Origin of the sequence: Streptomyces sp. NBC_00016 (assembly GCF_045040885.1) — a bacterium.
Taxonomy (GTDB): Bacteria; Actinomycetota; Actinomycetes; order Streptomycetales; family Streptomycetaceae; genus Streptomyces; species Streptomyces coriariae.
In genome coordinates this window covers 1789415-1816054 of sequence record NZ_CP108304.1, presented here as the reverse complement: position 1 = coordinate 1816054, position 26640 = coordinate 1789415, and the positions used below count along the sequence as shown (strand labels likewise).

At 71.4% G+C, this 26640-nt stretch carries 28 protein-coding genes and 1 tRNA gene; 15 read left to right on the top strand and 14 right to left on the bottom strand.

Annotated features, from left to right (window positions below):
• Window positions 1–10 precede the first annotated feature (10 nt).
• The 4 genes from OG933_RS08150 to OG933_RS08135 are packed head-to-tail and all read right to left on the bottom strand — an operon-like array spanning window position 11 to window position 1962.
• Window positions 11–343 carry a DUF3140 domain-containing protein gene (locus OG933_RS08150; RefSeq protein ID WP_405626223.1) on the bottom strand — a complete coding sequence of 111 codons (333 nt, stop codon included), beginning with the start codon at window positions 341–343 and terminating at the stop codon, window positions 11–13.
• Between the two features lie 26 nt (window positions 344–369).
• Complete coding sequence (locus OG933_RS08145) at window positions 370–852, bottom strand: DNA starvation/stationary phase protection protein (protein WP_362518795.1); 483 nt, start codon at window positions 850–852, stop codon at window positions 370–372.
• Window positions 849–1106: a WhiB family transcriptional regulator gene (locus OG933_RS08140; RefSeq protein ID WP_057604293.1), complete on the bottom strand. Its 258-nt coding sequence runs from the start codon at window positions 1104–1106 to the stop codon at window positions 849–851. The genes OG933_RS08145 and OG933_RS08140 overlap by 4 nt, the downstream gene beginning before the upstream one ends.
• Before the next feature lie 55 nt (window positions 1107–1161).
• A complete protein-coding gene (locus tag OG933_RS08135) occupies window positions 1162–1962 on the bottom strand; it encodes a lysophospholipase (RefSeq protein ID WP_362518799.1) in 801 nt (266 codons plus the stop codon).
• A 103-nt stretch (window positions 1963–2065) separates the two neighbouring features.
• Here OG933_RS08135 and OG933_RS08130 point away from each other — a divergent pair, with 103 nt between their 5' ends.
• Window positions 2066–3253 carry a thiolase family protein gene (locus tag OG933_RS08130; RefSeq protein WP_362518801.1) on the top strand — a complete coding sequence of 396 codons (1188 nt, stop codon included), beginning with the start codon at window positions 2066–2068 and terminating at the stop codon, window positions 3251–3253.
• Between the two features lie 157 nt (window positions 3254–3410).
• On the top strand, window positions 3411–4184 hold the full coding sequence (locus OG933_RS08125; RefSeq protein ID WP_362518804.1) for a sulfite exporter TauE/SafE family protein: 774 nt from the start codon (window positions 3411–3413) through the stop codon (window positions 4182–4184).
• A gap of 24 nt (window positions 4185–4208) precedes the next feature.
• Here the strand turns inward: OG933_RS08125 and OG933_RS08120 are convergent, their stop codons facing one another.
• The 3 genes from OG933_RS08120 to OG933_RS08110 are packed head-to-tail and all read right to left on the bottom strand — an operon-like array spanning window position 4209 to window position 7703.
• Entirely contained in the window at window positions 4209–6296 is a 2088-nt protein-coding gene (locus tag OG933_RS08120) for an MDR family MFS transporter (protein WP_405626219.1), read from the bottom strand.
• Window positions 6297–6356: 60 nt separating this feature from the next.
• Window positions 6357–7130 carry a precorrin-6A synthase (deacetylating) gene (gene cobF, locus OG933_RS08115; RefSeq protein WP_362277181.1) on the bottom strand — a complete coding sequence of 258 codons (774 nt, stop codon included), beginning with the start codon at window positions 7128–7130 and terminating at the stop codon, window positions 6357–6359.
• 42 nt (window positions 7131–7172) lie between these two features.
• The gene (locus OG933_RS08110; protein ID WP_405626217.1) at window positions 7173–7703 is read right to left on the bottom strand and encodes a DUF309 domain-containing protein; all 531 of its coding nucleotides are present in this window, start codon (window positions 7701–7703) and stop codon (window positions 7173–7175) included.
• A gap of 100 nt (window positions 7704–7803) precedes the next feature.
• Here OG933_RS08110 and OG933_RS08105 point away from each other — a divergent pair.
• The 5 genes from OG933_RS08105 (at window position 7804) to OG933_RS08085 (ending at window position 11756) form a co-directional block, all read left to right on the top strand.
• Window positions 7804–7880: transfer RNA gene (locus OG933_RS08105), tRNA-Pro, on the top strand.
• A 182-nt stretch (window positions 7881–8062) separates the two neighbouring features.
• A complete protein-coding gene (locus tag OG933_RS08100) occupies window positions 8063–9049 on the top strand; it encodes an aldo/keto reductase (protein ID WP_405626215.1) in 987 nt (328 codons plus the stop codon).
• A 70-nt stretch (window positions 9050–9119) separates the two neighbouring features.
• Window positions 9120–9692 carry a TetR/AcrR family transcriptional regulator gene (locus tag OG933_RS08095; RefSeq protein WP_054241316.1) on the top strand — a complete coding sequence of 191 codons (573 nt, stop codon included), beginning with the start codon at window positions 9120–9122 and terminating at the stop codon, window positions 9690–9692.
• A gap of 124 nt (window positions 9693–9816) precedes the next feature.
• Window positions 9817–10995, top strand: a complete 1179-nt coding sequence (locus tag OG933_RS08090) for an acyl-CoA dehydrogenase family protein (RefSeq protein WP_405626214.1) — start codon at window positions 9817–9819, stop codon at window positions 10993–10995.
• A gap of 2 nt (window positions 10996–10997) precedes the next feature.
• Window positions 10998–11756 (top strand): SDR family NAD(P)-dependent oxidoreductase, encoded by a 759-nt coding sequence (locus OG933_RS08085; protein ID WP_362520044.1) that lies wholly within the window; start codon window positions 10998–11000, stop codon window positions 11754–11756.
• Between the two features lie 24 nt (window positions 11757–11780).
• Here OG933_RS08085 and OG933_RS08080 read toward each other — a convergent pair whose 3' ends face one another.
• Entirely contained in the window at window positions 11781–12566 is a 786-nt protein-coding gene (locus OG933_RS08080; RefSeq protein WP_362518820.1) for a GntR family transcriptional regulator, read from the bottom strand.
• 663 nt (window positions 12567–13229) lie between these two features.
• On the opposite strand from OG933_RS08080, the gene OG933_RS08075 reads away from it, so the two are divergent.
• The 5 genes from OG933_RS08075 (at window position 13230) to OG933_RS08055 (ending at window position 18007) form a co-directional block, all read left to right on the top strand.
• A complete protein-coding gene (locus OG933_RS08075) occupies window positions 13230–14249 on the top strand; it encodes a sugar ABC transporter substrate-binding protein (RefSeq protein ID WP_362518825.1) in 1020 nt (339 codons plus the stop codon).
• Window positions 14249–15325: an ABC transporter permease gene (locus tag OG933_RS08070; protein WP_362518828.1), complete on the top strand. Its 1077-nt coding sequence runs from the start codon at window positions 14249–14251 to the stop codon at window positions 15323–15325. Before OG933_RS08075 ends, OG933_RS08070 begins: the two co-directional genes overlap by 1 nt.
• 5 nt (window positions 15326–15330) lie before the next feature.
• Window positions 15331–16245 (top strand): ATP-binding cassette domain-containing protein, encoded by a 915-nt coding sequence (locus OG933_RS08065; RefSeq protein WP_405626210.1) that lies wholly within the window; start codon window positions 15331–15333, stop codon window positions 16243–16245.
• A gap of 286 nt (window positions 16246–16531) precedes the next feature.
• Window positions 16532–17782 (top strand): serine hydrolase domain-containing protein, encoded by a 1251-nt coding sequence (locus OG933_RS08060; RefSeq protein ID WP_362518834.1) that lies wholly within the window; start codon window positions 16532–16534, stop codon window positions 17780–17782.
• 51 nt (window positions 17783–17833) lie between these two features.
• Window positions 17834–18007, top strand: coding sequence for a hypothetical protein (locus OG933_RS08055; RefSeq protein WP_314219758.1), 174 nt, complete (start codon window positions 17834–17836; stop codon window positions 18005–18007).
• Between the two features lie 62 nt (window positions 18008–18069).
• Here OG933_RS08055 and OG933_RS08050 read toward each other — a convergent pair whose 3' ends face one another.
• From OG933_RS08050 to OG933_RS08040, 3 genes are all read right to left on the bottom strand, one after another.
• A complete protein-coding gene (locus OG933_RS08050) occupies window positions 18070–19074 on the bottom strand; it encodes a Gfo/Idh/MocA family oxidoreductase (RefSeq protein ID WP_362518840.1) in 1005 nt (334 codons plus the stop codon).
• A 143-nt stretch (window positions 19075–19217) separates the two neighbouring features.
• Window positions 19218–19994 carry an SDR family oxidoreductase gene (locus tag OG933_RS08045; protein WP_362518843.1) on the bottom strand — a complete coding sequence of 259 codons (777 nt, stop codon included), beginning with the start codon at window positions 19992–19994 and terminating at the stop codon, window positions 19218–19220.
• 11 nt (window positions 19995–20005) lie between these two features.
• Window positions 20006–21172, bottom strand: coding sequence for a phytanoyl-CoA dioxygenase family protein (locus tag OG933_RS08040; protein ID WP_362518846.1), 1167 nt, complete (start codon window positions 21170–21172; stop codon window positions 20006–20008).
• A 118-nt stretch (window positions 21173–21290) separates the two neighbouring features.
• On the opposite strand from OG933_RS08040, the gene OG933_RS08035 reads away from it, so the two are divergent.
• A complete protein-coding gene (locus tag OG933_RS08035) occupies window positions 21291–22325 on the top strand; it encodes a LacI family DNA-binding transcriptional regulator (protein ID WP_405626206.1) in 1035 nt (344 codons plus the stop codon).
• A 46-nt stretch (window positions 22326–22371) separates the two neighbouring features.
• Here OG933_RS08035 and OG933_RS08030 read toward each other — a convergent pair whose 3' ends face one another.
• Both OG933_RS08030 and OG933_RS08025 read right to left on the bottom strand, forming a co-directional pair.
• Complete coding sequence (locus OG933_RS08030; RefSeq protein ID WP_362518849.1) at window positions 22372–23040, bottom strand: hypothetical protein; 669 nt, start codon at window positions 23038–23040, stop codon at window positions 22372–22374.
• Between the two features lie 148 nt (window positions 23041–23188).
• On the bottom strand, window positions 23189–24346 hold the full coding sequence (locus OG933_RS08025; RefSeq protein WP_405633280.1) for a Gfo/Idh/MocA family protein: 1158 nt from the start codon (window positions 24344–24346) through the stop codon (window positions 23189–23191).
• Between the two features lie 129 nt (window positions 24347–24475).
• Here OG933_RS08025 and OG933_RS08020 point away from each other — a divergent pair, with 129 nt between their 5' ends.
• Entirely contained in the window at window positions 24476–25522 is a 1047-nt protein-coding gene (locus tag OG933_RS08020; RefSeq protein WP_405626203.1) for a LacI family DNA-binding transcriptional regulator, read from the top strand.
• Here the strand turns inward: OG933_RS08020 and OG933_RS08015 are convergent.
• Window positions 25512–25877 carry a cupin domain-containing protein gene (locus OG933_RS08015; RefSeq protein ID WP_362518855.1) on the bottom strand — a complete coding sequence of 122 codons (366 nt, stop codon included), beginning with the start codon at window positions 25875–25877 and terminating at the stop codon, window positions 25512–25514. The two genes, OG933_RS08020 and OG933_RS08015, sit on opposite strands and share 11 nt — an antisense overlap.
• A 123-nt stretch (window positions 25878–26000) precedes the next feature.
• On the opposite strand from OG933_RS08015, the gene OG933_RS08010 reads away from it, so the two are divergent.
• Complete coding sequence (locus OG933_RS08010; RefSeq protein ID WP_362518857.1) at window positions 26001–26513, top strand: hypothetical protein; 513 nt, start codon at window positions 26001–26003, stop codon at window positions 26511–26513.
• The last annotated feature ends 127 nt before the right edge of the window (window positions 26514–26640 follow it).

Below are 26640 nucleotides of genomic sequence, written 5' to 3'. Positions count from 1 at the left end.
GCGCGGGGCCTCAGGGCTTGAGCGGATCGTGGCCGATCGTCATCAGACGATGGCGTGCGCGGGTGTCCTCGGCCCTGGGCTCGTTCTCCGGGTCCGCCTGCGCGGTGACGGTGTCCACGACCCGGTACATCACCCGGACGTCGTCGTCGGTCAGGTCGGTGCGCCGCTTCTGGAGGATCGCCAGCACATGCTGCCCGGTGGGGGTCCCCGCCTCCTCGGGCAGGGGCTCGGCGTTCTCGTCGGCGTCCCGCACCCGCAGCCAGGCGGCCAGTTCCTGCGAGGTCATGTTCACCACGCGGTGGAATTCCTCCCACAGCGCGTCGAGTTCGAGTGCGTCGGTCATGACGGGTGTTCCGCTCCTTTGGTGGATCAGTGCTCGCGCGGCCAGTTCTCCGCCTCGAACATCCATCGCTGCTTCTCCAGCTCGGCGGTGATGCCGATGAGCAGGTCCTGGGTGACCGGATCCGCCTGCTCGGTCGCCGTGATCCGCTCCCGCAGCCGTGCGATGGCCGCCCCCAGCGTCTCCGCGATCACCTGGACGACGTCCTCGTCGCGCAGCCAGCCGTCCTTGGGGGAGGGCAGGGTGAACGCCGAGGCGATCGTCTCCGGGCGGCCGTCGGGCGGCAGGCCCAGCGCCGCCGCGCGCTCCGCCACCGTGTCGGAGAACGTGCGGGCGGTCGAGACCACCTCGTCGAGCTGGAGGTGGATCGAGCGGAACCGGGGCCCCACGATGTTCCAGTGCGCCTGCTTCCCGATCAGGGAGAGGCCGAGAAGATCCACGAGGGTGGTCTGCAACGCGTCGAAGGTGACCTGGCGGGCCGGTTCGGGCAGGGGGCTCTTCACGACAGTCATGCGGTGCTCCTCGTCGTCGCGTCGTGTCTGGCGGTACGGAGCAGTTCCGCGCGTTCCTCCTCGCCGGTCCCGCCCCACACACCCGACGTCCGTCCGATCGCGAACGCGTACGACAGGCATTCGGCACGCACCGTGCAGCGGGCGCAGACGCGTTTGGCCGCCGCGGTGTCGCGCAGGGCGGGTCCGCTCGTGCCCACGGGGAAGAACAGCTCAGGGTCCTCGCCCACACAGGCGGCACTGCGCAACCACTCCATGCAGGCGCGGGTGCCCCGGTCACACCACCGCAAACAGCCGCATCTCCGTTCCTTCTCAGGAAGCGGGCACACCGTCCAGGAAGCGCGTCACGTCCGCGAACACCTCGGCGCGGTTCGTCTCGTTGAAGACCTCGTGCCGGGCCCCCGGGTAGATCCGCTCGGTGAGCGCGCCGCCGCTCAGCCGCTCGACGCCGGTCCGGCTGCCGGGCAGCGGGACCAGCCGGTCGTCGTCGCCGTGCAGCCACAGCAGGGGCAGCGGGCCGGTGTCGCCGCCCTCGGCCACGGTCTCCAGGGTCCGTACGAACGCCTCCAGCGTCGGCCGCTTCATCGGCCCGTGCCAGACCAGTTCGTCCGCCGCGTAGGCCGCGCCCACCGCGGGGTCGCGGGAGAGGGCGGCGGGCGAGACGGGGAGGTCGGGGATCCGCTCGTGCGCCAGCAGCCGGCCGGGCAGCTCCCAGCCGCCGATCACCGGGCCGGACAGCACGAGCGCGGCGAGTGCGCGGCCGTACCGCTGGGCGTACCGGGCCGCGATCAGGCCGCCCATGGAGTGCCCGATCACGATCAGGGGGAGGTCCGGGTGCGCGGCCCGGGCGAGCCGCGCCGCGGCGTGCACATCGGTGACCACGTCCTCGAAGTCCTCGATCACCACGCGCTCGCCCGCCGACCTGCCGTGCCCCATGTGGTCGGGGGCGAAGACGGCCGCGCCGTGCCCGGTCAGGGCGTCGGCGAGTTCACCGTAGCGGCCGGCGTGCTCGCCGTAGCCGTGCACCACGAGGACGAGCCGGCGGGGCCGCGGAGGGGACCACTCGTGTACGACGATCGTGCCGCGGGTCCCGGTGAGGACGTGTTCGGTCATCGCTCCTCCAGCTGCGTCGGCGAAGGCTTCCGGGGATCTTCCCAGGGGGTCGGGCCGGGGTCTACAGTCGAAAAACTAGCAGTGCTAATCAAGGAGTCCTGACGTGCGTCCCGTCCACTTCGCGGCCGCCCGCCGCACCCCCGTCGGCAGACTGCGCGGAGCCCTGTCCTGCGTACGGCCCGACGACCTCGCCGCGACCGTCATCCGGGGCCTGGTCGCCGAGGTGCCCGCGCTCGACCCGGCCCGTATCGACGACGTCTACTGGGGCGCCGCCAACCAGGCGGGCGAGGACAACCGCAACGTCGCCCGGATGGCCGCCCTGCTCGCCGGCCTCCCCGAGACCGTGCCCGGCGCCACGGTGAACCGGCTGTGCGCCTCCGGGCTCGAGGCCGTCACGACCGCGGCCCGCACGATCGCCGCGGGCGAGGCCGACATCGTGCTGGCCGGCGGCTCCGAGTCGATGAGCCGCGCCCCCTTCGTGCTGGCCCGCCCCGACGAGGCCCTCCCGCACCGCGTCGAGACCGTCGACACCCGGCTCGGCTGGCGCCTGGTCAACCCCGCCATGAAGGAGCTGCACGGCCTGCTCGCCATGGGAGAGACCGCCGAGGAGGTCGCCACCCGGTACGGCATCACGCGCGAGCGCCAGGACGCGTTCGCCCTGCGCAGCCACCGCCTGGCGGCGCTGGCCCGGGGGGACGGTCACTTCGACGACGAACTCCTGCCCGTACGGCGCCCGGACGGCGTGGTCGTCGACGCCGACGAGGGCATCCGCGAGGACACCTCGCCGGAGAAGCTCGCGAAGCTGAAGCCCGTGTTCCGGGAGGGCGGCACGGTCACCGCGGGCAACGCCTCACCCATGAACGACGGCGCCGCCGGGCTCCTCCTCGTCAGCGAGGAGGCACTGAACGAACTGGGGCTGGAGTCCCTGGGCCGGTATGTCGCGGGCGCCTCCGCCGGCGTCCACCCCGACGTGATGGGCATCGGCCCGGTCCCCGCCACCCGCAAGGCGCTGGCCCGGGCCGACTGGAGCGTCGACGACGTCCAGGAGGCCGAGTTCAACGAGGCGTTCGCCGCCCAGGTGCTCGCCTGCGTCGACCAGCTCGGCATCGACCCCGGCCGGGTCAACCCCAGCGGCGGTGCGATCGCCCTCGGCCACCCGCTCGGCTGCTCGGGCGCCCGCATCCTCACCACCCTCCTGCACCGCATGCGCCGCACGGGAGCGCGGCGCGGGCTGGCCACGATGTGCGTGGGCGTCGGACAGGGCAGCGCGGTACTGGTGGAGAGGCACTGAGGGGTACTACTGAGGGCACTGAGCGGCACCGGGAGGCGCTGCGCGGCGCCGACGGCGTCGGCCGGGACCACCGGGTGAGGGGCCGGCGGGGCGGGAACGGCCACCAGGCGAGACGGCTTCGGGCCGTCCGGTAGGTGTGCGTAGCATCGGTCTCCGCATGAACACGATGAACTTGTGGCACATCACCGGCTGGGAGTTCGCGGCGCTGGCCCTCGCGGCCCTGCTCGTCGGCTTCTCCAAGACGGCCGTCAGCGGGGCCAACACGGTCAGCCTCGCGATCTTCGCGGCGATCCTGCCCGCCCGCGCCTCCACCGGCGTCCTGCTGCCGATCCTGATCGCCGGCGACGTCCTCGCCGTCCTCACCTACCGTCGGCACGCCCACTGGCCCACCCTGTGGCGGCTGTTCCCGGCGGTCGCGGCCGGCGTGGTCTTCGGGACCGTGTTCCTGGTCTGGGCCGACGACGGGACGGTGCGCACCTCGATCGGCGCGATCCTGCTGCTGATGGCGGGCGTCACGGTGTGGCGGCGCCGCACGGCCGACGCGGACGCCGAACCCGACGCCGTGGCCACCCGGTCCGGTCGCGTCAAGGCCCGCTCCTACGGTGTCCTCGGCGGCTTCACCACCATGGTCGCCAACGCCGGCGGGCCGGTGATGTCGATGTACCTGCTCTCGGCCGGCTTCCGCAAACTCGGCTTCCTCGGCACCTCCGCCTTCTTCTTCCTGATCGTCAACGTCTCGAAGGTGCCGTTCAGCGCGAGCCTCGGACTCATCGACGGGGAATCCCTCCTCCTGGACGCGGCCCTCGTGGCGTTCGTCGTTCCCGGCGCGCTGCTCGGCAGGTGGGCCGTGCCCCGTATCGACCAGCGGCTCTTCGAGCGACTGGTGATCGCGGCGACCGTGGTGGGCGGCCTCCAACTCCTGCTGCGCTAGCCGTACGGCCCGGACAGCCGGTCCTCAGGGCGCCGCGACGGCCGCCGGCTCCGGCTCCGGACGGCGTCGGGGCAGGCCCTCGTTGAGATCCTCGACCAGGAGCCGCTTGGCGATGGTGTCCACCGCCGCCCGCAGGTCGCCGCCCGCCGGACGGCCGATGTCCTGCGCCACCCGCTCCTCCAGCCACTCGCCCCACGCGTGGGTGATCACCCCGGCCTCGCGCGTGCCCGCCTCCGTATGGGACAGCAGGGAACCGTGGCGGGTCAGATAGCCCTCGTCGACCATGCGGTCGAACACCGGCAGCAGCACCTCGGGCGGCAGATGCCGACGGGCGGCGACGAGCCCGAGGCTCGTGTGCCCGACCATCCGGGTGAACAGCTCGACCTGCATCACCGCCCAGGCCCCGGCCACGTCGAGGCGGGTGTCGGAGCTCTCGACGATGCGGCGCGCGGTGTCCGCGTCCGTACCGCCGATGATCTTCGCGACGGAAGCCTCCAGCACCCGCCGGGAGTCCGCGCCGGACGGCTGGCCGAACCCCTCTCCCATGTCGGTGGAGCTCATCCGCGCGCTGTCGCGCAGCTCGACCTGCTTCAGGAACAGGGCGACGACGAAACCGACGGCCGCGACCGGCACCGTCCACAGGAACACCGTCTGGATGGTGTCCGCGTAGGCGTGGACGATCGGGTCGGCGATGTCGGAGGGCAGTCGGTGCAGGCCCTCCGGGCTGGTCGCCGCCCTGGCGATGGTCGCCGTGTCGACGCTGCCCGCCGCCGCCGACGTGGCCGCCCCGATGCCCTCCTTCAGGTTCGGGGTGAGGGAGTTGGTGTACAGGGTGCCGAAGACGGCCGTGCCGAAGGAGCTGCCGAGGGTGCGGAAGAAGGTGACACCGGAGGTGGCGGTGCCCAGGTCGGCGTACTCGACGGTGTTCTGCACGGCGATCGTGAGCACCTGCATGGACAGGCCGATGCCGGTGCCGAGCACGAACATGTACAGCGATTCCAGCCACGCGCCCGTGCCGGGACCCATGCGGGACATCAGATACAGGCCGACGCCCATCACCAGCGACCCGACGATCGGGAAGAGACGGTACTGCCCGGTCTTGCTGACCACGTTGCCGCTGAAGACCGACGCGATGAGCAGGCCGAGCACCATGGGCAGCGTGCGCACACCGGAGACGGTGGCCGAGTCGCCGTCGACGTACTGGAGGTAGGTCGGCAGATAGGTCAGCGCGCCGAGCATCGCGAAGCCGACGATGAAGCTGAGGATCGAGCAGACGGAGAAGACCGGGTTGCCGAACAGCCGCATGGGAAGCATGGGTTGCTGCGCCCGTGTCTCGACCAGGCAGAAGAGGGCGAGCGCGACGGCACCGCCGACGAACAGGCCGATGATGACGCCCGAACCCCACGCGTACTCGTTGCCGCCCCAGCTCGTCGCCAGGATCAGCGCGCTCGCGCCGACCGCGACCAGCGCGATGCCCAGGTAGTCGATGACCGGCCGGACCGCCGACTTCACCACCGGGATGGTGCGGGCGGCCGCGAACACGACGAGGATCGCGATGGGCACGTTGACGTAGAACGCCCATCGCCAGGACAGATGGTCGGTGAACAGCCCGCCCAGCAGCGGTCCGATGACGGTGGCCACGCCGAACACGGCCCCGATCGCGCCCTGGTACTTGCCCCGCTCCCGCAGCGGGATGACGTCGGCGATCAGCGCCATCGCCGTCACCATCAGGCCGCCCGCGCCGATGCCCTGCATGGCCCGCCAGGCGATCAGCAGCGACATGTTGGTCGCCAGGCCGCACAGGAACGAGCCCGTGATGAACACGATCGCCGAGACCTGGAAGACCACCTTGCGGCCGAACAGGTCACCGAACTTGCCGACCAGCACCGTCGCGACGGTCTCCGCGAGGAGGTACGAGGTGACCACCCACGACATGTGCGCGGCCCCGCCGAGGTCCGACACGATCGTCGGCAGTGCCGTACCCACGATCGTCTGGTCCAGGGCCGCCAGCAGCATCCCCAGCACGATCGTCCCGAAGACGATGTTCCGCCGGCGCGGGTCCAGGACGGGCGGCTGGGCTGCGGCCGGAGCGATTTCCTCGGTGACGGTCACGAGGTCACGATCACACCGGCGCCCCCGCCGCGCACGCGGGGACGGGCCGCCCGGGGGCGGTTACTCCTGCCCCGGATTGCGGCGCAGCAGATAGGTGTCCATGATCCAGCCCTTGCGTTCGCGTGCCTCGGCGCGCAGCCGCTCGATGCGGGGGCCGGCCTCGGCGATCGGACCGGAGACGAGGATCTCGTCCGGGGTCCCTATGTAGGCGCCCCAGTAGATGTCGACGTCCTCCTCGGCGTACTGCCGGAAGGCCTGGTGGGCGTCCAGCATCACCACCACGTCGTCCACCCCCTCGGGGAAGCCCTCGGCGAGCCGCCGGCCCGTCGTGATCTGCACCGGACGCGCCACCCGGTTCAGGCCCGTGCGGTGCCGGGCGACGAGCGCCGAGACGCTGCTGATGCCGGGGACGACGTCGTACTCGAAGGTCACCGCGCCCCGGGCCAGCACCTCCTGGAGGATGGCCAGCGTGCTGTCGTAGAGTGCCGGGTCGCCCCAGACCAGGAACGCGCCGCTCTGGTCCTCGCCGAGTTCCTCGGTGATCAGCCGCTCGTAGATCCCGGCGCGGGCGCTGCGCCAGTCGCCGACGGCCGGGGAGTAGGCCGCGCCGCCGGCCCGGCGGTCCCGCTCCGGGTCCCGGGCCTCGACCACCCGGTACGCGCCGTCCGGCAGGTGCGTGTCGAGCATGTCGTGGCGCAACCGCGTCAGGTCGCTCTTCACCTCGCCCTTGTCCAGGACGAAGAACACGTCCGTGCTGCGCAGCGCCCGGACCGCCTGGAGGGTCAGCTGGTCGGGGTCGCCCGCGCCGATACCGATGACATGAATCTTTCGCACGTCACGAGTCTGCCGTACGCCACTGACAGTGACCGGGGCGGGTCAGCGCAGCCGGGGCGCCCGCGCCCTCGCGTCCACGGCGGCGCCGGTCCGCTCGACGGTGTCCGCCAGCTCCCGAGCCCAGCGGGCCAGACCGGCGAGATCCATCCCGTACGGCCGGCCCTGCCCCGCGCCTGCCGCCCACTCCTGCACCGCCCCGGCCCCGCGCCGCAGCAGCCGCGCCCCGCCCGTGAGGTTCCCCCGGGCGGCGTGCGTCAGACCCACCGCGAGCTGCGCGAGCCCGCGCCACAGGGTCCGCTCCGCCTCCGGGCCCGCCTTCCAGGCGTCCTCGAAGACCTCGTGGGCGTGGAAGGGCTTCCCGGCGTCCAGCAGGGCCTGCGCCTCGGTGACGGTCGCCTCCGGGGTGCGGACGACGCCCTCGGGCTGCCGCTCCACACCGGGTGTGCCGTACGGCAGGGGCCGGCCGAGCCCGTCCCGCGGCCGGGCGTTGCGCGCCCGCCCCTCGCCGTCCCGGTCCCGGGGACCGGCGGGCCGGCCGCCGCTCGTACCTCCTGTGCTGTCCAAACGGTCCATACGGCGATTGTCCCGCGCCCGGGCCCTCTACGGCGCACCGCCCGGTGTGGGGTAAAGTGCTGTTCGCGCGATCACACGGCGAACACCGTGCGAAGCGCACCGGGACGTGGCGCAGCTTGGTAGCGCACTTGACTGGGGGTCAAGGGGTCGCAGGTTCAAATCCTGTCGTCCCGACCAGCTTCACGGCAGGTCGGAAGCCGCTTTCTCGTCATCGAGAAGGCGGCTTCGGTGCGTTCGGGGCATCGCCGGTCCCGTCGGCCGCCTTAGCCGCCGCGGTAAAAGCCCTTGCCCTCAAGCGCACTTCAAGGGCAAGACTCCCGTTCGAGCCGGAGGACACCGGCCGAACGGGAGGATCCAGCATGAAGTACCGCACCATAGGCACCGACCCGGCCACCCGGCGCGAGGTCAGTGTGCTCGCGCTCGGGGCGATGCTGTTCGGGTCGGTGACGGACGAGGAGACGTCCTTCGCCATTCTCGACCGGTACGTCGAGGCCGGCGGGAACTTCGTCGACACGTCCGACAACTACGCCTTCTGGGTCGACGGCGGCCAGGGCGGCCAGAGCGAGGAACTGATCGGGCGGTGGCGGCGCAGCCGGGGCGTCGGCCACGAGATCGTCGTCGCGACCAAGCTCGGCGCCCGGCCGCTGGCGCCGGGCACCAGCTACACGGACAACGCGGAGGGCCTTTCCGCGAAGGTGATCCGGGAGTCCGCCGAACGCAGCCGGGAGCGGCTCGGCGTGCAGAAGCTGGACCTGCTCTACGCCCACATCGACGACCACGCCGTCCCGCAGCGCGAGACCGTCGAGGGCTTCGCGGAACTCGTCGCGGAGGGCACGGTCGGCCTGCTCGGGGTGAGTAACCAGGCCATGTGGCGGGTGGAGCGGGCCCGCGCCCTCGCCGCCGCGGCGGGACTGCCCGGCTACGAGGTGCTCCAGTACCAGCACAGCCATCTGCGCCCGCGTTTCGACGTCCCCGACGAGCTCTTCCCGGACGGCAGCCTCGGGCACGCCGGCGCCGAACTCCTCGGCTATCTGCGGGCCGAGCCCGGCCTCACCCTGGTCGCCTACTCGCCGCTGCTCGCCGGCGCCTACGTACGGACGGACAAGCCCCTGCCGCCGGACTACGACCACCCGGGCACCCCGGCCCGGCTCGCCGTGCTGCGCGAGGTCGCCCGAGAGACCGGCGCGAGCGTCAACCAGGTCGTGCTGGCCTGGCAGTTGGGCGGCGAGGCGCCGATCGTCCCGCTGGCCGGGGCGTCGTCGGTGGCGCAACTGGAGGAGAACCTGGCCGCCGTCGACCTGGAGCTGACCGAGGACCAGCGCTCCCGGCTGGACGCCGCGCACTGACGACCGGGCGCCGACCGGGGCGCCCTGCGGAGGTCACCCCGGGAGCAAGGGGGGAGGCTACGCTGAGATCATGCCGTCCAACCGCCGTACCGCCAGACAGGCCGACCTGTTGGAACGCCTCGTCGCGCTACTGACGGCGGAGGGGTTCTCGGACCTCACCCTGGACGACCTCGCCGAGCGGCTGCGCTGCTCCAAGACGACCCTGTACCAGCTCGCCCGCAGCAAGCAGGGGCTGGTCGTGGAGGCGGTCAAGCACTACTTCCGCGGGGCCACCGAGGCGGTCGAGAAGCGGGTGGCGCAGACCGTCGACCCCTCGGACCGCGTCCGCGTGTACCTGACCGCCGTGGCCGAACAGCTGCGCCCGCTCTCCCGCCGGTTCCTCGACGACGTGGCGGACTTCCCGCCGGCCCGCGAGGTGTACGAGGCCAACACGCGGATGGCCGCGGAGCGGGTGCGCCGGCTGATCGCCGAGGGCGTCTCGGACGGCGCCTTCCGCGAGGTGCACACGGCGTTCGTCGGCGAGGTCGCCGCCGCGACCATGCGCCAGATCCAGCAGGGCGAACTCAAGACCCGCACCGGGCTGACCGACGCGGAGGCCTACGAACAGCTCGCGTCGCTCATCGTGCACGCCGTCTCCTCCTGAAGGGACATTTTCCGACCGTGGTCGGATGCCGGGCACCGCCCTCGTGCCGTACTGTGAATGATACGTTCGTACGCACTCCAGTATCACTTCCAGTACTCACCGGTACTCCTACGTGGAGGTCACCATGCCTGCCACTCGTGCCCTGCCGACCGAGGAAGCCGTCGAGCTCATCCAGCTCACGCGCACCCTCGCCGCCAAGGAACTCGCACCCCGGGTCGCCGACGCGGAGGCGGACGAGGCGTTCCCCCGGGACGTCTTCCGCACCCTCGGGCGCAGCGGCCTGCTCGGGCTGCCCTTCGCCGAGGAGGACGGCGGGGCGGACCAGCCCTACGAGGTCTACCTCCAGGTGCTGGAGGAGGTCGCCGCGGTCTGGTCGAGCGTCGCCGTGGGCATCTCCGTGCACGCCCTGTCCTGCTTCCCGCTGGCCCGCTTCGGCACCGAGGAGCAGCGGCGCAGGTGGCTGCCGGACATGCTGGGCGGTGAGCTGCTCGGCGCCTACTGCCTGTCCGAGCCGCACGCCGGCTCCGACCCGGCGGCCATGCTCACCCGCGCGGTCCGCGACGGCGACCACTACGTGCTCAACGGCACCAAGGCCTGGACCACGCACGGCGGTTACGCCGACTTCTACACGGTCATGGCCCGCACCTCCGACGACCGGGCGCGCGGCATCTCCTGCTTCCTGATCCCGGCCGGCACCCCGGGACTGAGCGCCGACCCGCCGGAGCGGAAGATGGGCCTGACGGGCTCGGCGACCGCGACCATGCGGCTGGAGAACGTCCGGGTGCCCGTCGAGCGGCTGATCGGGCAGGAGGGGCAGGGGCTGAAGATCGCGCTCGCCTCCCTCGACTGCGGACGGCTGGGCATCTCGGCCGTCGCCACCGGCCTCGCCCAGGGGGCCCTCGACCACGCGGTGCGCTACGCGCGGGAGCGGGAGACCTTCGGCAAGCCGATCATCGAGCACCAGGGGCTGGCGTTCGTGCTCGCCGACATGAGCGCCGCGATCGAGTCGGCGCGGGCCACCGCGCTGTCCGCCGCCCGGTTGAAGGATCTCGGCCTGCCCTTCACACGGGAGGCGTCGGTCGCCAAACTCGTGGCCACGGACAACGCCATGAAGGTGACCACGGACGCCGTGCAGGTCCTCGGGGGGTACGGATACACCCGTGACTTCCCGGTGGAGCGCTATATGCGCGAGGCCAAGGTCATGCAGATCTTCGAAGGAACCAACCAGATCCAGCGCATGATCATCTCCCGTGCGCTGGACCGTGACGAGGGCGGTGTGCTCACCGTCCTCGGCAAGGAGTGATGATGCAGCTCGAGAACACCGCCGCCCTTGTCACCGGCGGTGCGTCCGGCCTCGGCGCGGCCACCGCGAAGGCCCTCGCCGAGGGCGGCGCCCAGGTCTTCGCCCTCGACCTCAAGGACGGCATCGACAAGGCACCCGCGGTGCCCGGCGTGACCTATGTGCCCGCCGACGTCACCGACCCCGAGCAGGTCGGCGCCGCCGTCGCCACCGCGGCGGGCTCCGGTGTCCCGCTGCGCACGGTCGTCAACTGCGCCGGAATCGGCCCGTCCGCGCGGATCCTCGGCAAGAAGGGCGTCCACGACCTCGGCCTGTACGCCAAGGTGATCCAGATCAACCTGATCGGCACCTTCAACGTGCTCGCGCTCGCCTCCGAGGCCATCGCCGCGACCGAGGCCGACGAGAACGGCCAGCGGGGCGTCATCGTCAACACCGCCTCCATCGCCGCGTACGACGGACAGATCGGCCAGGCCGCCTACGCGTCCTCCAAGGGCGGGGTCGTCGGCCTGACCCTGCCCGCCGCCCGCGACCTCGCGCAGTACGGGATCCGGGTGTGCACCATCGCCCCGGGCATCGTGGAGACGCCGATGCTGGCGACGGTGTCGGAGGAGTTCCGCGCCTCGCTCGCCGAGGGCGTGCCCTTCCCGCGCCGCCTGGCCCGGCCCGAGGAGTACGCCCGGCTGGCCCTGGCGATCGTCGACCACGACTACCTCAACGGCGAGACCGTCCGCATGGACGGCGCGCTGCGGATGGCCCCGAGGTAGGTCCCGGGGCGTCCTCGGCGGTCCTCAGGGTCTGACCAGCAGCTGGAAGTCGAACGCGTACCGGGACGCGCGGTAGATGTGCGTCCCGTACTCGACCGGCCGGCCGGTGTCGTCGTACGCCGTGCGCTGCATGGTCAGCAGGGCCGCCCCCTTCTTCTCGGCCAGCAGCTCGGCCTCCTCGGCGGTGGCGGAGCGGGCGCCGATGGTCTGGCGGGCGCTGTGCAGGGTGATGCCCGCCGAACGCAGCAGCCGGTACAGGCCCGTCGACTCCAGGCGTTCCGTGTCGAGGTCCAGCAGGGCCGGGGGCAGGTAGTTGCACAGGAACGCCACCGGCTGTCCGTGCGTGGCGCGCAGCCGCTCCAGCAGGGTGACCTCGCTCCCCTCGGGGACGCCGAGCGCGGCGGCCACGTCGGCGGTCGCCGGCACGTGCTCGTTGCGGACGACGTGCGTGGTGGGTCCCTGTCCGGCCGCCTCCAGGTCGTCGTAGAGGCTGCTCAGTTCCAGCGGCCGTTTCACCTGGCTGTGCACGACCTGGGTGCCGACTCCCCGGCGGCGCACCAGGAGGCCCTTGTCGACCAGGGACTGGATGGCCTGGCGGACCGTCGGGCGGGACAGGCCGAGGCGGGTCGACAGGTCGATCTCGTTGCCGAGGAGATTGCCCGGGGCGAGCGCTCCCTGTTCGATCGCCGCCTCCAACTGCTGGGCGAGCTGGTAGTAGAGCGGCACGGGGCTGGTGCGGTCCAGGGCGAAATGCAGCAGGTCGAGCGCGGAGCCGGGCACGGCACGGGATCGGTCGCCGGTCTTCGCCATCGGGGCACCTCCTCGGGTCGGTGGGGTCGGTGGGGTCGGTGGGGTCGGGTGGGAGAGCGGCTGGGGAGCGGGCGGACCGGGGCGGCCGGGTCGGCCGGTTGCGAGGAGTTCCTCGGTTCGCCTGCCGGTCCCGGTTCCCGTTCGCCTGCCGGCCCCGGTCCCCGTTCGGGTCCCGGTCCCCGTTCGGGTCCCGGTCCCGGTCCCGGCCGTCAGGGTCAACTCCCGCCGGGCGAGGGCGACACGGTCCTTTTCGAACGTCTCCGTGCACGTAAGGGGTACGAACGGCCGCAAGGGGTAGAGATCGATCCCGGTACGACCCATCGTGATCACGTCCCGTGGCTGGACCGACTCGGCCATGTGCGACGCTCCTCACGGTGATCGTGGGCCTGGCGTCTCCCAGGTGTAGGTCCAGGGGGCCCGCACTGTCAAGAGTTTGTACTTACATTCGGACCTGCTTGTGAAATGATGTCTTAACAAAGTATTGACAGTGAGCTCGGCAAGGGATTGGATCCGGCATCAGCAGCGCACGCCGGGTCCGAGACACCTGAACAGTCGCGGACCCGGCCCCATGGCCCCAATCTGAGTAGAAACGGGCCCCGGATCTTCGCGATCGCCTCCCCTTTTCCCGTCGTTTTCTCCGTCGCACAGTGAGGTGCAGGAAAGATGGACAGCTCTTCTCCCTCCCGCTCGAGCAGAATCGCCCCGGTCGTGGCCATGGCCGCGGCGGTGGCCCTGACCCTCGCAGGCTGCTCCAGCAGTTCCGGGGGCAAGAAGTCCGACGAGAGCGCGGACGGCGCTTCCGCGGGCAAGGCGAGCACTCCGCAGATGACGGTCGCCCTGGTGACCCACCAGTCGCCCGGCGACACCTTCTGGGACATCGTCCGCAAGGGCGCCGAGGCGGCCGCCGCCAAGGACAACGTCAAGCTGGTCTACTCCGCCGACCCGAACGCCGGGAACCAGGCCACCCTGATCCAGAACGCGATCGACCAGAAGGTCGACGGCATCGCGGTCACCCTCGCCAAGCCGGACGCGCTGAAGGACGTCATAGCCAAGGCGAAGGCCGCGAAGATACCCGTGGTCGGTCTCAACTCCGGTGTCAGCGAGTGGAAGAACCTCGGCCTGATGGAGTTCTTCGGCCAGGACGAGACCGTGGCCGGCGAGGCGCTCGGCAACAGGCTCAACTCCGAGGGCGCCAAGAAGGCCGTCTGTGTCATCCAGGAACAGGGCAACATCGGCCTCACCCAGCGCTGTGCCGGTGTGAAGAAGACGTTCTCGGGCACGACGGAGACCCTGTACGTCAACGGCACCGATATGCCGTCCGTGAAGTCGACGATCACCGCCAAGCTGAGCCAGGACAAGGCCATCGACTACGTCGTCACCCTCGGCGCCCCGTTCGCTCTGACGGCGGTGCAGTCGAAGGCCGACGCGGGCAGCAAGGCCAAGATCGCCACCTTCGACCTCAACAAGGACCTGACGAGCGCCATCGACAAGGGCACGATCGAGTTCGCCGTCGACCAGCAGCCCTACCTCCAGGGCTACCTGGCGATCGACTCGCTGTGGCTCTACAAGAACAACGGCAACTACATGGGCGGCGGCGAGCAGCCGGTGCTGACCGGTCCGGCCTTCGTGGACAAGACCAACGTCGACGCGGTCGCCTCGTTCGCCGCGAAGGGCACCCGGTGATGAGCATGACCCACCATGCCGAGCCGGCGGTGACCACACCGCCGGCCCCCGGCCGCAAGGAGAGCGACGGCCGGACCAAGCAACGCCCGCTGGCCCTGCGGTTGTTGGCCCGCCCCGAGGTGGGGGTGTTCCTCGGCGCGGTCGCGGTGTACGTGTTCTTCCTGATCGCGGCGCCGCCGGTGCGTGACGGCAGTTCGATGGCCAACATCCTGTACCAGTCGTCGACGATCGGGATCATGGCGCTGCCGGTGGCGCTGCTGATGATCGGCGGCGAGTTCGACCTGTCGGCCGGTGTCGCCGTCATCACCTCGGCGCTCACCGCGTCCATGCTCAGCTACCAACTCACCATGAACGTGTGGGTCGGTGTGGTCGTCGCCCTGCTGGTGTCCCTCGGGATCGGCTTCCTCAACGGCTGGATGGTCGTGAAGACCGGGCTGCCGAGCTTCCTGATCACCCTGGGCACGTTCCTGATCCTCCAGGGTGTCAATCTCGCGGTGACCAAGCTGGTCACCACCAACGTGGCCACCGACGACATCAGCGACATGGACGGCTTCGGTCAGGCGAAGAAGGTCTTCGCCTCGTCCTTCGACGTCGGCGGCGTCCAGGTCAAGATCACCATCGTGTACTGGCTGGTCTTCGCGGCCATCGCCACGTGGATTCTGCTGCGGACGAAGTACGGCAACTGGGTCTTCGCGGTGGGCGGTAACAAGGAGAGCGCGCGGGCGGTCGGCGTGCCCGTGACGTTCACGAAGATCTCGCTGTTCATGCTGGTGGGTTTCGGTGCCTGGTTCGTCGGGATGCACCAGCTGTTCACCTTCAACACCGTGCAGTCCGGCGAGGGCGTCGGCCAGGAGCTGATCTACATCTCCGCGGCCGTCATCGGCGGCTGTCTGCTGACCGGCGGCGCCGGCTCGGCGATCGGCCCGGTCTTCGGGGCGTTCATGTTCGGGATGGTGCAGCAGGGCATCGTCTACGCGGGCTGGAACCCCGACTGGTTCAAGGCCTTCCTCGGCGTCATGCTCCTCGGCGCCGTCCTGATCAATCTGTGGGTCCAGCGCACGGCCACCCGGAGGTGACCCGAATGACCACCGACGGAACCGGCACGCACGGCGCCATCCTCGCGGACACCGCCCCCGAGGGCGGTGACAGTCCACTCGTAGAACTGCGCAACGCGGGCAAGTCCTACGGCAACATCCGTGCCCTGCACGGGGTCGATCTCGCCGTCCGGCCCGGCCAGGTGACCTGTGTCCTCGGCGACAACGGCGCCGGCAAGTCGACGCTGATCAAGATCGTCTCGGGGCTGCACCAGCACACCGAGGGCGAGTTCCTCGTCGACGGCCACCCCGTGCGTTTCTCCACCCCGCGCGAGGCCCTCGACAAGGGCATCGCCACCGTCTACCAGGACCTGGCCACCGTGCCGCTGATGCCGGTGTGGCGCAACTTCTTCCTGGGCTCCGAACTCACCAAGGGCCCCTGGCCCGTGCGCCGTCTCGACATCGAGAAGATGAAGCAGACCGCCGACGACGAACTGCGCCACATGGGCATCGTCCTCGACGACCTCGAACAGCCCATCGGCACCCTCTCCGGCGGGCAGCGCCAGTGCGTCGCCATCGCCCGCGCCGTCCACTTCGGCGCCCGCGTCCTCATCCTCGACGAGCCCACCGCCGCCCTCGGCGTCAAACAGTCCGGCGTGGTCCTGAAGTACATCGCCGCCGCCCGCGACCGCGGCCTCGGCGTCATCTTCATCACCCACAACCCCCACCACGCCTACATGGTCGGCGACCACTTCAGCGTCCTGCGCCTGGGCACCATGGAACTCTCCGCCTCCCGCGACCAGGTCAGCCTCGAAGAACTCACCAACCACATGGCCGGCGGCACCGAACTCGCCGCACTCAAACACGAACTGGCCCAAGTGCGCGGCGTCGACGTCGAGGAGCTCCCGGACGAGAAGGACCTCACCGCGCCCGTGGCGAGTCCCGGGGAGAGGACGCCCTGACACGGCGGACGCTCTCGACCGCATCCGGGTCGGCTCGGCCCCCGACCCCGGGGGGCGTGCGGTTCCCGGACGCCCCCCGGCCGCTGCCCGTCGCGGTGCGCACCCGGAAGTTTTCGCGCTCCTGCGGGGCCTGACCCGGGACCGGGTCGCCACGCGCGTCGCGCCGTCGCCGACAGGCGGCGGCGCGCCCGCGCTCGTATCGTGGTGGTGATGGGCCGCATGCGGCCCGTGCCCCCTGGTGCGGCTGTGGCCTGCGGCGGAAACCTCCTCATACGGGAGCGAGCCCATGACACACTCGTGTATCCGACTGCGCAGGGGGATCGTCGTCGCCGCCGCGGTGGGGGCGCTGGTGGTGCCGACCGCGGGCGGGGCGATGGCCGTGCCGGCCTCGGCCCCCACGGCAGCCACCGGCACCGAACCACCTTCGCCGTCCTCGTCCGGGGACGGCGTCGTCGAACTCACCCCGGCCGTACAGCAGCAGGTCGACGACGCCGTACAGCGGGTCATGAAGCAGGCGAGCATCCCCGGCGTGTCCGTCGGCATCTGGACGCCCGGGAAGGGCGAGTACGTGAAGTCCTTCGGCGTCGCCGACAAGAGCACCGGCCGGGCGATGGACCCCGGGCTCTACATGCGCATCGGCAGCGAGACCAAGACGTTCACCGTGACCGCCGTCCTCCAACTGGTCGACGAGGGGAAGATCGGCCTCGACGACACCATCGGCGAGTACATCGACGGCGTACCGAACGGCGACAAGATCACCCTGCGTCAGCTGGCCGGCATGCGCAGCGGACTGTTCAACTACTCGGCGGACGAGGACTTCTTCAAGGCGCTGACCTCCGACCCGCAGCGGCCGTTCACTCCGCAGCAGCTGCTCGACTACTCGTTCAAGCACCCCGTGCTGTTCCCGCCGGGGGAGAAGTTCTACTACTGCAACACCAACCTGATCCTGCTCGGCCTGGTCGTCGAGCAGATGAGCGGCTCGCATCTCAACGACTACATCCAGGACCACATCCTGGACCCGGCCGGACTGGACCACACCCTGTTCCCGACCGGCAACGAGTTCCCGACCCCGCACTCCCAGGGCTACACCGACCAGACCGCGACCGGGAAGGTCGAGGACTCCGCCGACTGGAACCCGTCCTGGGGCTGGGCGGCCGGCGCGATGATCTCCCGGCTGGAGGACCTGCGGATCTGGGCACGTACCGTGGCCACGGGCGTGCTGCCCGACGGTGAGCGGATGGTCAGCCCCGCCACCCAGAAGCAGCGCCTGATCACCCCGCCGACCCCGATTCCGGGCGCCGGCTACGGTCTCGGCATCTTCAACGTGCAGGGCTGGATCGGCCACAACGGCTCGCTGCCCGGCTACGAGTCCCTGACCATCTATCTGCCGTCGGCCCGGACGACCCTCGTCGTCGTGCTCAACACCGACATCAACTACAAGAACGAGGAGCCCAGCACCCTGTTCGGCGACGCGATCACCACGATCATCTCCCCGGACCACGTCTTCAACCTGCCGGCGGAACCAGCGGCGAGGTGAGGACGTTCAGACAGGTACCAGGTGTGTGCAGTCGTGGACGGGGAGGGTGAGATGCAGGAGGAAGAGCAGGCCGGCACCGCGGAGGTCCGGCGCCGGGCCCGGTTCGGCGCGCTGCCCGAGCGAGTACGCCCGCAGGACATGGTCGAGGAGCGGCCGGCCACCCCGCGTGACCCGGCCCGGGACGCCTACGACCCGGACGAGTTCGCGGTCCGCTACGGCCTGTGAGCCGGTGAGGGCGGCCGGGGAACACCTCTCCCCGGCCGCCCTCACGCGCGGATGCGCCGCGCTCAGGAGGCGCGGACCTCCGCGATCGTCACCGGCCGGTGCTCGCGCAGGGACAGCGTGCACGCCTCCGCGATCCAGCCCGCCTCCAGGGCGTCCTCGATCGTGCACGGGGAGGTACGGGTGCCGGCCACGACCTCGGTGAACGCGGTGAGTTCGGCGCGGTAGGCGGCGGTGAAGCGGTCCATGAAGAAGTCGTGCGGGGTACCGGCCGGGAAGGTCACGCCGGGCTCCACCGAACGCAGCGGCAGCTTGTCCTCCAGGCCCACGGCGATCGAGTCCGTGAAGCCGTGGATCTCCATGCGGACGTCGTAACCCCGGGCGTTGTGACGGGAGTTGGAGACCACCGCGATCGTGCCGTCGTCGAGGGTGAGGATCGCGCCGGTGGTGTCGGCGTCGCCCGCCGCCTTGATGTAGTCGGCGCCCCGGTTGCCGCCGACCGCGTACACCTCCGTCACCTCACGGCCGGTGACCCAGCGGATGATGTCGAAGTCGTGCACGGAACAGTCCCGGAAGATGCCCCCGGAGGCGGCGACGTACGCGGCCGGCGGCGGGGCCGGGTCGAGCGTGGTCGAGCGGACCGTGTGCAGTTTGCCCAGCTCGCCCGAGGTCACGGCCGCCCGCGCGGCGACGAAGCCCGCGTCGAAGCGGCGGTTGTAGCCGATCTGGATGGGGACGGCACTGCCCCGGACGGCATCGAGGACCTCGACGCCCTCGCTCATGGTCCTGGCGACGGGCTTCTCGCAGAAGACCGGGATGCCCGCCTCGACGGCGGCCAGGATCAGGCCCGGGTGGGCGTCCGTCGCCGCCGCGACCACGACACCGTCCACCCCGGCGGCCAGCACGGCCTCGGGGGAGTCCGCGACCTCGGCGCCGAACCGCTCGGCGGCCTTCTTGGCGGCCTCCGCGAACGGGTCGGCCACGACGAGCGACCCGACGGCGTCGAGTCCGGAGAGGGTCTCGGCGTGGAAGGCGCCGATGCGGCCGAGGCCGAGGATTCCGATGCGCATGCGCTCCGCTGCTTTCCTGGTGGTTTTTGGTTGCTGTCTGTTGCCGGGGCCCTGCCCCGGGTCCCGTCGCCCTTCGGACTCGTCCTCAATCGCCGGACGGGCTCAAGACGCGGGCTCCGGATGCCTGGGTGGGGTTGAGATGTTCAGTCCAGGCCGCCGAGCACGTTCTGGTCCCAGTCGATCACCGAACCGGTGACCACGCCCGATCGCTCGGACAGCAGGAACACCACGAAGTCGGCGATCTCGTCCGGCTGGCCCAGCTTGCCCATCGGCAGTCGTGCGGCGGCCTGCTCACGCCAGTCGTCCCCGGCGTCGTGGAAGGCCTTCTGTGTCGCGTCCTCGCCCTCGGTGGCCGTCCAGCCGATGTTGAGGCCGTTGATCCGGACCCGGTCGAAGCGGTGCGCGTGCGCCGCGTTGCGGGTCAGTCCGATCAGGCCGGCCTTCGCGGCGACGTACGGCGCGAGAAACGGCTGACCGCCGTGGGCCGAAGAGGTGATGATGTTGACGACCGTGCCGGGCGCCTCGCGGGCGAGCATGTCCGCGACGGCCGCCTGCATGGCGAAGAACGGCGCCTTCAGGTTGATCGCGATGTGCTGGTCGAACAGTTCGGGCGTGGTGTCGAGCAGCGTGCCCCGGGTGGTCAGCCCCGCCGAGTTCACCAGGCAGTCGACGCGGCCGTAGGAGGCCACCGTCTCGGCCACCGCCCCCTTCGCCTGTCCGGCGTCGGAGAGGTCGGCCCGGACGAAGAGCGCCTTGCCGCCGGCGGCGGTCAGCTCCGCCACCAGCGCCTCGCCCGCTTTCGGCCGCCGTCCGGTGACGGCGACCAGGGCGCCCTCACGGACGGCGGCCCGGGCGACGGCCGCGCCGACGCCCTGGCTGCCGCCGTTGACGAGGACGACCTTGTCGTCGAGAAGTCCCATGGGAGGTCCTTTCAGCTCGTGCGCCGCAGGGCGCAGGCCCGCAGCTCGTCCCGGAGTGCCTGCGGGGTCCACTCCTCGTGCAGTGCCCGTCGTACGAGGTCCGCCTGCGCGGGCGGGGCGAGGCCGTCGACGGGCGGGTCGCTGTCGAGGTTGGTGGGGAAGGGATAGCCCTCGGCGCTCGCGGCGACGACACGCTCCAGCCACTCCTCGTCCACGCCCCGCGCCCGGCGCTCCAGCAGCACGGGGTAGACCGCGTTCGCCACGGCCTCCCGGTCCACGGTCTCCATCGCGCGCCCGAAGGCCGAGGACACCTGGAGCAGGTTGGCCATCCGGCGTACGTCGGTGGTGCGGTTGGTGCCGGCGGCGTGGAAGACGGCCGGGTTGAAGAACGCGGCGTCGCCCTTCGCCAGCGGAAGTTGGACCCGGTTCTTCCCGAAGTACTCCTGGAACTCGGGCCGGCGCCACGCCAGGTAGCCGGGCTCGTACGTCTGTGAGTACGGCAGGTACAGCGTGGGCCCGGACTCCACGGGCATGTCGCAGTGCGCGACGGCGCCCTGGAGGGTGAGCACGGGGGAGAGCAGGTGGACGTGCGCCGGGTAGGCGGCGGCCCGCGCGTCGGAGAGGAAGCCGAGGTGGTAGTCGCGGTGCACGCTCTGCGCCTGGCCGCCCGGGTTGACCACGTTGACCTGGGACGTCATCTGGTAGCCCGGGCCGAGCCAGGCCCGGGCCACCAGCGCCAGGATGTCGTTGGCGTAGTAGTCGGCGAACGCCTCCGGGTCATGCAGGGCGGCCTTCTCCAGGGCGTTCCAGACACGGTCGTTGGCGCCGGGCTTCGCGAAGTGGTCACCGGCGGTCGCGCCCGAGGCGCGCTGCTCGGCGATGAGCGCGTCGAAGACGGCGGTGGCCCGGTCGACGACCGCCGGATCGGGGAAGGCGTCGCGGAAGACGACCACTCCGGGGCCGTCGCTCAGGGCCCGCACCAGCTCGGCGCGGACCGCGCGGTCCGTTCCGGGGGCGCGCAGCCGCTCACTGTCGTAGACGAGGACGTTCCCCTGCACCGCCGAGGCGTGCGGGAAGTCGGCGAGGTCGGTGGTGCGTTCGACGAGCGGGCGGAAGGTGTCGAGGTCGCAGTCCTGCTCGGTCAGCCAGGCTTGACCTCGCACGGAGGTGAAGGACATCGTCGTCCCTTCGATGGCAATGGCGGCTCAGTGCTGCCATTCTTGTCATGACAAACCCGTCGAACAACCAGCAGGCGGCCATCAAAAACCCCTCAAGCAGATCCCGGAGGAGCTTTCCGTGGGCCACCCCTTCCCCATCCGGGAGATCGCACGTCAGGCGGGTCTGAGCGAGGCCACCGTCGACCGGGTGCTGAACGGCAGGGGAGGGGTGCGGGAGTCCACCGTGCAGGAGGTCCAGCGGGCCATCGCCGACCTGGACCGGCAGCGCACCCAGGTCAGGCTCGTCGGGCGCACCTTCATGGTCGACATCGTGATGCAGGCGCCGGAACGGTTCACCACCGCCGTCCGGGCCGCTCTGGAGGCCGAACTGCCCTCGCTGCACCCGGCCGTGCTGCGCTCCCGCTTCCACTTCCGGGAGACCGGACCGGTCCAGGAGCAGATCGCCATTCTCGACCGGATAGCCCGGCGCGGCTCGCAAGGGGTCGTCCTCAAGGCGCCGGACGTGCCCGAGACCAACGCCGCCGTCGGCCGGCTGGTCGCCGCCGGGATCCCGGTCGTCACCCTGGTCACGGATCTGCCGGCCAGCGCCCGTCTCGCCTACGTCGGGATCGACGACCGGGCCGCCGGCGCCACCGCCGCCTACCTCATGGGCCAGTGGCTCGGTGACCGTCCCGGCAATGTGCTCACCAGCCTGAGCAGCGGCTTCTTCCGCAACGAGGAGGAGCGCGAGATGGGTTTCCGCAGCGTGATGCGGGCCCGCGATCCCGAGCGCACGCTGGTCGAGATCGCCGAGGGGCAGGGGCTGGACGCCACGCAGTACGAGCTGGTCCGGGCCGCGCTGGAACGCGACCGGGACATCCGTGCCGTCTACTCCATCGGCGGCGGAAACGACGCCACCCTGCGCGCCTTCGCCGACCTCGGCCGGGAGTGCGACGTGTTCGTCGCGCACGACCTCGACCACGACAACACCCGGCTGCTGCGCGGGCACCGGCTGTCCGCCGTCCTCCACCACGACCTGCGCCGCGACGTGCGCGAGGCCTGCCACGCCGTGATGCGGGCGCACGGCGCGCTGCCGCCGGCCGGGCCCCCGCTGCCGTCGGCGATCCAGGTGGTCACCCCGTACAACATGCCGCCCCAGGCGGCTGCCGGCTGACGCGGCTGCCACCCGGGGCACCCGGGGCGCGGGTCCTGCGGGCGGCTCAGTGCCGTGGCGCCGTTGTCCCGGCCACCGGGGCGACGCGTGCCGCGCTGCGGTAGACGCAGACACCCAGGGCCAGCAGCCAGTAACTGAGGACGGCGCCCAGCAGGGCGGTCGTGCCCCAGCCGTTCGCCGCGTAGAAGAACGCGGGGTCGTTGCCGAAGAACAGGGAGGGCACGAAGGCCAGGTTGATCCCCGCCAGGACGTAGGCCGAGCGGCCGGTCCAGCGCGGCAGCAGGCGCGCGCGGGTGACGGCCTGGCCCAGCGCGGTCAGGAAGAGCGCCAGCATCAGCTTGGAGATCGACCCGTAGAGGATGTAGGTGCCACTGACGTCGATGGTCGGGTCGATCGGGTGGTCGACGGCGATGACCGCGCCGGCCTCGAGGCCCATCGAGACCAGGGTGATCGTGGCGTAGACGAGGCCCGTGGCGAAGGCGAGGGAGCCGGCCCATGCGTGGGCGGGACTCACCCGGCCGACCAGTTCGCGCAACGCCGTCACGAACACGACCAGGGAGGCCAGCGCGACGATCCCGATGAGCAGCCGGGACAGGACGTTGCCGTCCGGCGGCGGGCCGTCGTAGACGAAGTAGAGCGGCACCTGGACGATGAGCGCGACCGCGGCGACGAGGGCAGCGAGGCCGGTCAGACGGCGGGCGATGACTTCGGACATGAGGGTCCCCCGAGTTCTCGGTGTGGCGGATTCGGTGCCGGCGTCCGCGGGTTCGTGGTCGCGTTCGCCGACTCCTGAAGCCTGCCGTTCCCGGGGCGCGCCGTCCCTGGGCCTGAGAACCGGATCGGGGGTGGTCCTGTCGCCACCCCTACGGGTGCACGTCCACCCAGGAACCGCTCTCCGCGGACCGTGTCATCGCCTCCAGCACGGTCGCGCTGTGCACCGCGTCCGCGAGCGTCGCCCCGTAGGGGGTGCCCTCGGCGACCGAGCGCAGGAAGCGGTAGGCCTCCACCACCTTGAGGTCGTCGTACCCCATGGCGTTCGCCGCGCCCGGCTGGAAGGCGCCGAACTCGCCGTCGCCCGGGCCGACGTACACCGTGCTGACGGGCTGGTCCTGGTACGTGGTGCCGCGGCTGACGCCGAGCTCGTTCATCCGCCGGAAGTCCCAGAACACGGCGCCCTTGGTGCCGTGCACCTCGAAGCCGTAGTTGTTCTGCTCGCCGACCGAGACCCGGCAGGCCTCCAGCACGCCCCGGGCGCCGGAGGCGAAGCGGAGCAGGCAGTTGACGTAGTCCTCGTTCTCGACCGGGCCGAGTTCGCCGCCGACGGCAAGGCTGTGGCCCGCGGTCGCGCCCGTCGGGCGGGCCCGCTCGGGGACGAAGACCGCCGTGTCGGCCGTCAGGGACGTGATGTCGCCGAGCAGGAAACGGGCCAGGTCGACGCCGTGCGAGGCCAGGTCGCCCAGCACTCCGCTGCCGCCCCGCTCTCGCTCGTACCGCCAGGTCAGGGCGCCGTCGGGGTGGGCCGCGTAGTCGCTGAAGAGGCGGATGCGGACGTGAGTGACCGTGCCGAGCTCACCGGAGGCGATCAGGTCGCGGGCGGCTTCCACGGCGGGCGCGTTGCGGTAGTTGAAGCCGACCGCGCCCTGCACGCCCGCCCCGGCCACCGCGTCCGCCACCGCCCGGGCGTCCGGGGGAGTCAGGCCCACGGGCTTCTCGATCCAGATGTGTTTGCCGGCTTCAGCCATCGCGACACCGATCGCGCGGTGCAGGAAGTTCGGCGCGGTGATGCTGACGGCCCGCACCCGTGGGTCGGCCGCCACCTCGCGCCAGTCCCGCGTGGCGGAGGCGAAGCCGAACTGCTCCGCTGCCTCGTCGGCCCGGCCGGGCACCTCCTCGGCGACGCTCACGAGCTCCGGCCGCAGCGCCAGCCGCGGGTAGTGGTGCCGCACGCGCGCGTACGCCTGGGTGTGCACGCGGCCCATCCAGCCGAACCCGACGACGGCCACTCCCAGCGCATCCACCATGACAGTCACCACAGCCCTTCCTTGGACCGCTCCATCCACTGACCAGGCCACCCTGCGGGCCGTTTCGCCAGGGTGTCAAGGGTCTCCAGGCCCTTTGACAATCCGTGCGCCACATGGAACGGTCCAATCATGAGACCACCCACCATCCGTGACGTCGCCGACCGGGCCGGGGTGTCCAAGTCACTGGTCTCCCTGGTGCTGCGCGGCTCCGACCAGGTGCGTGCCGAGAAGCGGGAGGCCGTCCTGCGGGCCGTGCGCGAGCTGGGCTACCGGCCCAACGAGGCGGCCCGCAGTCTCGGTGAGCAGCGCACCGTGCCCGACTCCCGGCCGCGCCCGGGCGGGGGGAACCCCATGGTCGGCGTCCTGCTGCACGATCTGCGCAACCCCTGGTACGTGGACCTGCTGGACGGCCTCAACTCCCTGCTGCACGCGAGCGGCCTGCACATGCTGCTGGCCGACGCGCGGCTGCACCGGCGTGTCGGCCAGGATCCGGCCGGGCCCTTCCTGGACCTCGGGGCGGACGGGCTGGTCGTGGTCGGCACGCTGCCCGACCCGGCGGCCCTGGAGACCGTCGCCGCCCGGATGCCGGTCGTGGTCGCGGCGGCCCGGGAGCCGGTGCCGGCCGGGGTGGACGTGGTGGCGAACGACGACGAGCGCGGCGCCCGCCTGGTCACCGAGCACCTCGTCGGACTCGGCCACCGCCGCATCGCCCACCTGGCGGGCTACGGTGCCGTCGCCGACCTGCGCAGGCGAGGCTTCGAGGCCACCATGCGGGCGGCGGGGCCGGACCGTGCGGCGCTGGTCGAGGCGGGGGACATGACCGAGGAGGGCGGCTACCGGGCCACGGTGCGGCTGCTCGCCCGCGCCGACCGGCCCACGGCCGTGTTCGCCGTCAACGACATGACGGCGGTGGGGGTGCTGTCGGCGGCCGAGGAACTGGGCCTGCGCGTGCCGCGCGACCTGTCCGTGGTCGGCTACGACAACACCGGTATCTCCCGGCTGCGCCATGTGTGGCTGACGACCGTCGACGGCGCCGGCCACGAGGTCGGCCGCCGTGCCGCCCGTTGTCTGCTCGACCGTCTCGAACGGCCGGGCGGGGAGGGACGGTTGCAGCTGACCCCACCGGTCCTGGAGGTCCGGGGGACGACGGCGCGCCCGCCCGCGGTCACAGCGTGATCGCGTAGGCCTTCCGCAGCGTCTCGTGGACCGTCCAGGTCGTCCGGTCGCCCTCGCGCAGCACCGCCATGTCGCCCGGACCGACCGTCAGGGTGGGGCCGCCCTCGACCTCGATGGTCGCCGACCCGCTGATCACCACGAACAGCTCGTCCGCCTCGGTGTCGGTGACGACGCCCGGGGTGATCTGCCAGATCCCCCTGATCTGCCGGCCGTCCGCCGACTCCCACACCACCTTGCCGGTCACCTCGGGGGTCCCGGCGACGATCTGCCGCGGATCGAGCGGCTCGGGCTCGAGGCCGGCGTCGGGGATGTGGACGACGAAGCTGTGGGGCGCAGGGCCGCTGTCGGTGCTCATGAGGGTGACCCTAGCGAGGCCGTACGTCCGCCGGGCGTGGACACTGTGTGGGCTGTCGGCCCAGGTGGGAGGACACTTCGTCACGACTGGCGGCCCGTGCGCGGCGGGGTGATCGTGGTGCCCATGGCGGACGACACCGCGCCGGCGCGCGAGCCGCACCGGCACGACACGCGAGAGGCTCTCCTCTTCGGCGGTGTCTACGGCGCGGTGCTCGCGAGTTCGATGGTCGCCGCGCTCAGCCAGTACGGGCACACCTCCCGCGGCAGCCGCCGCTACGACGCCGTCTGGCTGCTGGTGACCGCGTTCGCCTCGGCGCTCGCGCACGGCTACGCCCACTACATCGCCGAGCGGGGTGCGCATCGCCGAGGGGACGCACTGCGCACCCTCGCCGAGGAGTGGCCCCTTGTCGCCGCCGTGCTGCCGACCGTCCTGATCCTCGCGGGCGCCGGCTGGGGCTGGTGGCCGGCGAGCGGGGTGGAGTACGCCGCGTTCACCCTGAACATCGCCCTGCTGTTCGCCCTCGGCCTGGTCACCGCCCGCTGGGCGCGCCGCCGTTGGCCCGTCGCGGTGCTGATCGGGGCGGTCGACGCGCTGCTCGGCGTGATCGTGGTCGTGGCGAACGCGTTGATCAAGTAGCCCGTACCGTCCTGCGCCGGCCCGTCCAGTGGGAACATGGCGCGGCGGAAGCACGCGCGCAATACGGCGGACAAAATTGTTGACAATCTTGTTTCGCTAGATTTAGGTTCGACAGGCACTCACTCAG